The following is a 3678-nucleotide window of genomic DNA, read 5'->3' on the forward strand; positions in this document are numbered from 1 at the left end:
GACAAAGAAGCTGTTGTCTACACAATTGCGGATGCGTCTGTAGATAAATATGTGATTCCTATACCATGGTTTTATCCGGAAGACAGTGAAAATGAAACGGCGGAATATATGAAGACAATGAGGGTCCAGGCAAAGTTAGCTCCTAACTGTACTATTGACCCTGTTCTGACGATATTGGATTTGACTAAAGAAAATTACTTCACTTATACAGATGCGCAGGGATATAAGAAACAAATCTGCATTACGGGTGAAAGAGTGAAATCCAATAAATGTCAGTTATTAAGTTTCTCAATACCGACCGAAGATATTAGTGGAATTATTGATGAAGAGCATAAGACGGTATCTCTGATTTCTGCAGAAGATTTATCTTCCTGTCTGGCAGAATATTCACTTTCCTCTCATGCGACAATGTCGCCGGATCCTAAGACAGAGGCGCTTGACTTCAATTCACCTGTAGAACTGACGGTCATCGCTCACGACGGAGTGACGAAGCAGACGTACACAGTTCAGAAGGCAGTGCCGGATAAGATCCCTTATGGATATAGAAAAGGCAGTGAGACAGAATTGTTTAAATTGGATATGGGAGTTATAGGTTTGCCCTGGACTTCAGCCAACTCACCTTCACTGGCCGTTAATGGCAATAATTTAGTTGTTTGCTTAGGGGACGGTTCTACTGCTCCTACCTATTATAATGCCTCTACAGGAAGTAAGATTGGCAATATGACTTTGGGAAGTGTAGGTGTTGCATCTTTAGGTTGTGTGACAAGTGATAGTAAAGGAAACATATTATTGGCAACAAAAGCAGCTAATGGTAAATCCTTCTCTATCTATAAGACTTCTTCTGTAACCACCGCTCCAACTTTATTGACATCTTATACCAACAATACAAGTCTGGATATGGGTACAAAAGTATCTGTACAGGGCGATATCAATACAAATGCCGCTATTATTGCTACGTGTGACGGAACAGCCTCGTCCGGTTCTAATACGTTTGTTCGCTGGATTATAACAAACGGTGTATTGGGAAGTCCTGAAGTAGTATCGGTAAATGGTGTTGGCTATTGGGGATCTCCTGTGTCAAACACGAAGGTTGTCACCAAAGGAACTACTGCACAAAGTGATTATTTCTTATCCTATTATGATCCTAACGTACTTTATTGGGTGAATGGAACAAGTAATAATGCGTCCAAGTCTTTATCCAATTCGGACAATGGCAATTCCTGGGCAATGAATAATAATTGTCTGGATGCAAGAACGTTCAATAATGCACAGTATCTTGTATTGGTATCTACGGCTCACTTCCCGCAATGGGGCGGCACTCCGTATTTATATATGTACGATGTAACTTCGGACGGATCGTTCACTGGTACGGTATCTACTTCAGATGCTTTGACATTCAATCCTTCACTTTCTTCGTTCGGTTCTGCAGATGGTGTAGCGGCAACAGGTGATGTACTGCTTGCTCCAACTACAGATGGATATAAACTTCGTCTTTACTATGTTGACAACAACTGTAAGATTATCGGAGGGTATGAATTTGATTGTATCGACAAATAATTAATGTGTTTCAAAAGAGTTACTGACATTAATAAACATGTATAATATGAGAAATCTTTTTAAAATATTATTATTGACGTTTTGCGGAATGGTTACTATCACTTCATGTAGTGATGATTCTGATGGAATCCCCGGATGGCCCTGGAATGATAATTCAACAGAAGAACCGGAAAATCCGGACGTTACAGAAGTTAAGCCACGCTATGTCTGGATTGATGCGGCAGCTAATTTTCCGGATTATGCGAATAATAAGGAAAATATCGCCACAGATATGGTGAAAGTAAAAAACGCAGGGTTTACTGATATCATTGTTGACGTGCGTCCCACTACAGGAGATGTTTTGTTCAACACTACTGCAGTAGATCAAGTGAAGCGAATGGATGTGTGGGGAAGTTCGGGTTATGTATATTATGAACGTACTGAAACCTGGGATTACTTACAGGCATTTATAGATGCAGCCAGAAGTCAGGGGCTGAAAGTACATGCGTCAGTCAATACTTTCGTCGGTGGTTACTTATGTCCCTATAACCTCGGATCAGATGGAATACTGTTCCGTGATGACTCGAAGAAGGAATGGGCAAGTGTGGCTAATCTCGCTGACGGTCTGACAAATACGATGGATTTGTTGAATGACGAGACCGATTATGGAGCTAAATTTTTGAATCCGGCTAACGATGATGTGCAGAACTTCGTTTTGCAGTTACTGGGTGACCTGGCTAAATATGACTTGGATGGAATAATTCTGGACCGTTGCCGTTATGACGATTATGGCTTGGAAAGTGATTTCTCGGCTGTTTCTAAACAGAAGTTTGAAGAGTACATTGGGGAAACAGTTGCTCATTTTCCGGAAGACATTATGGCACCAGGCACAGATGAGATACCTTCAGATCAGCCTGCCTATTTCAAGAAATGGTTGGAATTTCGTGTAAAAGTGATTCACGACTTTATCGTCAAGGCACGTGAGAAAGTAAAATCCGTAAATTCAGAAATCAATTTTGGAGTGTATGTAGGCGCATGGTATTCCAGTTATTATACTTCGGGAGTAAATTGGGCAAGTCCTAAATATGACACCTCAGCCTACTATCCTAAATGGGCAACAGCAGATTATAAGAACTATGGTTATGCCGATCATCTGGATTATATATTCTTAGGTGCTTATGCATCTGTCGATAAGATTTATGGTAGCGGCGAATGGACAATGGAGGGATTTTGCAAAAACGGTCGCGAGTTGCTGAAAGGTGACGTTCCCTTCTCCGGAGGTCCGGACATAGGCAATGGTACCGGATGGACTAACGGTGGACAAGCCGCTAAAATACCTGATGCCATCGACGCATGTATAAACAATAGCGACGGCTTCTTCGCATTCGACCTCTGTCATATCAAGATGTACGACTATTGGAACGCTTTCAAGACAGGATTTGATAACTATCTGGAGTCCGTTCAAAAATAGGAAGTTGATAATTCAATCTGAGAATATACTCAATACAAGTATTCTCCTTTCTATTCATAGCACTAAGTCTGAGCCGCAAGGTTCAGACTTAATGTTAATGAATTGCCTTATTTGTATAAAGAACAATAGATAACTATGAAAATATATTTATTACAACTTGTCATTTTGATGAGTTTGAGTTTGAACTTGCAGGCTCAAAATTTATCCGGTACTATTCGTGGAAAGGTAACCTGTCATGGGAAAGGACTTCAAGGAGTAGTTGTAACGGACGGAATTGACTGTGTTCTGACTAATAAGTCGGGCGAATATGTGCTTGCTCCTCAAAGGGATGCCCGGTTTGTTTACTTGTCCGTGCCTTCCGGTTATCAGCCGAAAACAGAAAAGACCATTCCCTTATTCCATCAACAAATAGAGATGGATAAACAAGACGGATATAATTTTGAGTTGATGAAAAATCCTCAGAATGATGCGAATCATCTGTTTCTGGTGCAGGCTGATGTGCAAGTCACTTCCGAAGACGATGTGAAAGCCTATGGCAGATTCCTGCAGGATATAAAAGAATATGTACAGCCTTATTCGGGAAAAAGAGACATATTCGGTATTGATTGTGGAGACATCGTGGGTGATACCCCCTCTTTGTATCCATCTTACATTAATACCGTATCTACTTT

3 protein-coding genes are annotated in these 3678 nt (G+C 40.8%); all 3 read left to right on the forward strand.

Going from position 1 to position 3678, the window contains the following annotated elements; translation table 11 throughout:
* On the forward strand, positions 1–1557 hold a 1557-nt coding region (locus tag HMPREF9007_RS17930), incomplete at its 5' end, for a DUF5018 domain-containing protein (protein WP_008760717.1).
* Between the two features lie 46 nt (positions 1558–1603).
* The gene (locus HMPREF9007_RS17925) at positions 1604–3007 is read left to right on the forward strand and encodes an alpha amylase family protein (protein WP_165000510.1); all 1404 of its coding nucleotides are present in this window, start codon (positions 1604–1606) and stop codon (positions 3005–3007) included.
* Positions 3008–3142: 135 nt separating this feature from the next.
* Positions 3143–3678 (forward strand): metallophosphoesterase N-terminal domain-containing protein (locus tag HMPREF9007_RS17920; protein ID WP_008760719.1); only part of this gene is annotated, 536 nt, incomplete at its 3' end.

Source organism: Bacteroides sp. 1_1_14, assembly GCF_000162515.1.
In the GTDB taxonomy this organism is placed as follows: domain Bacteria; phylum Bacteroidota; class Bacteroidia; order Bacteroidales; family Bacteroidaceae; genus Bacteroides; species Bacteroides thetaiotaomicron.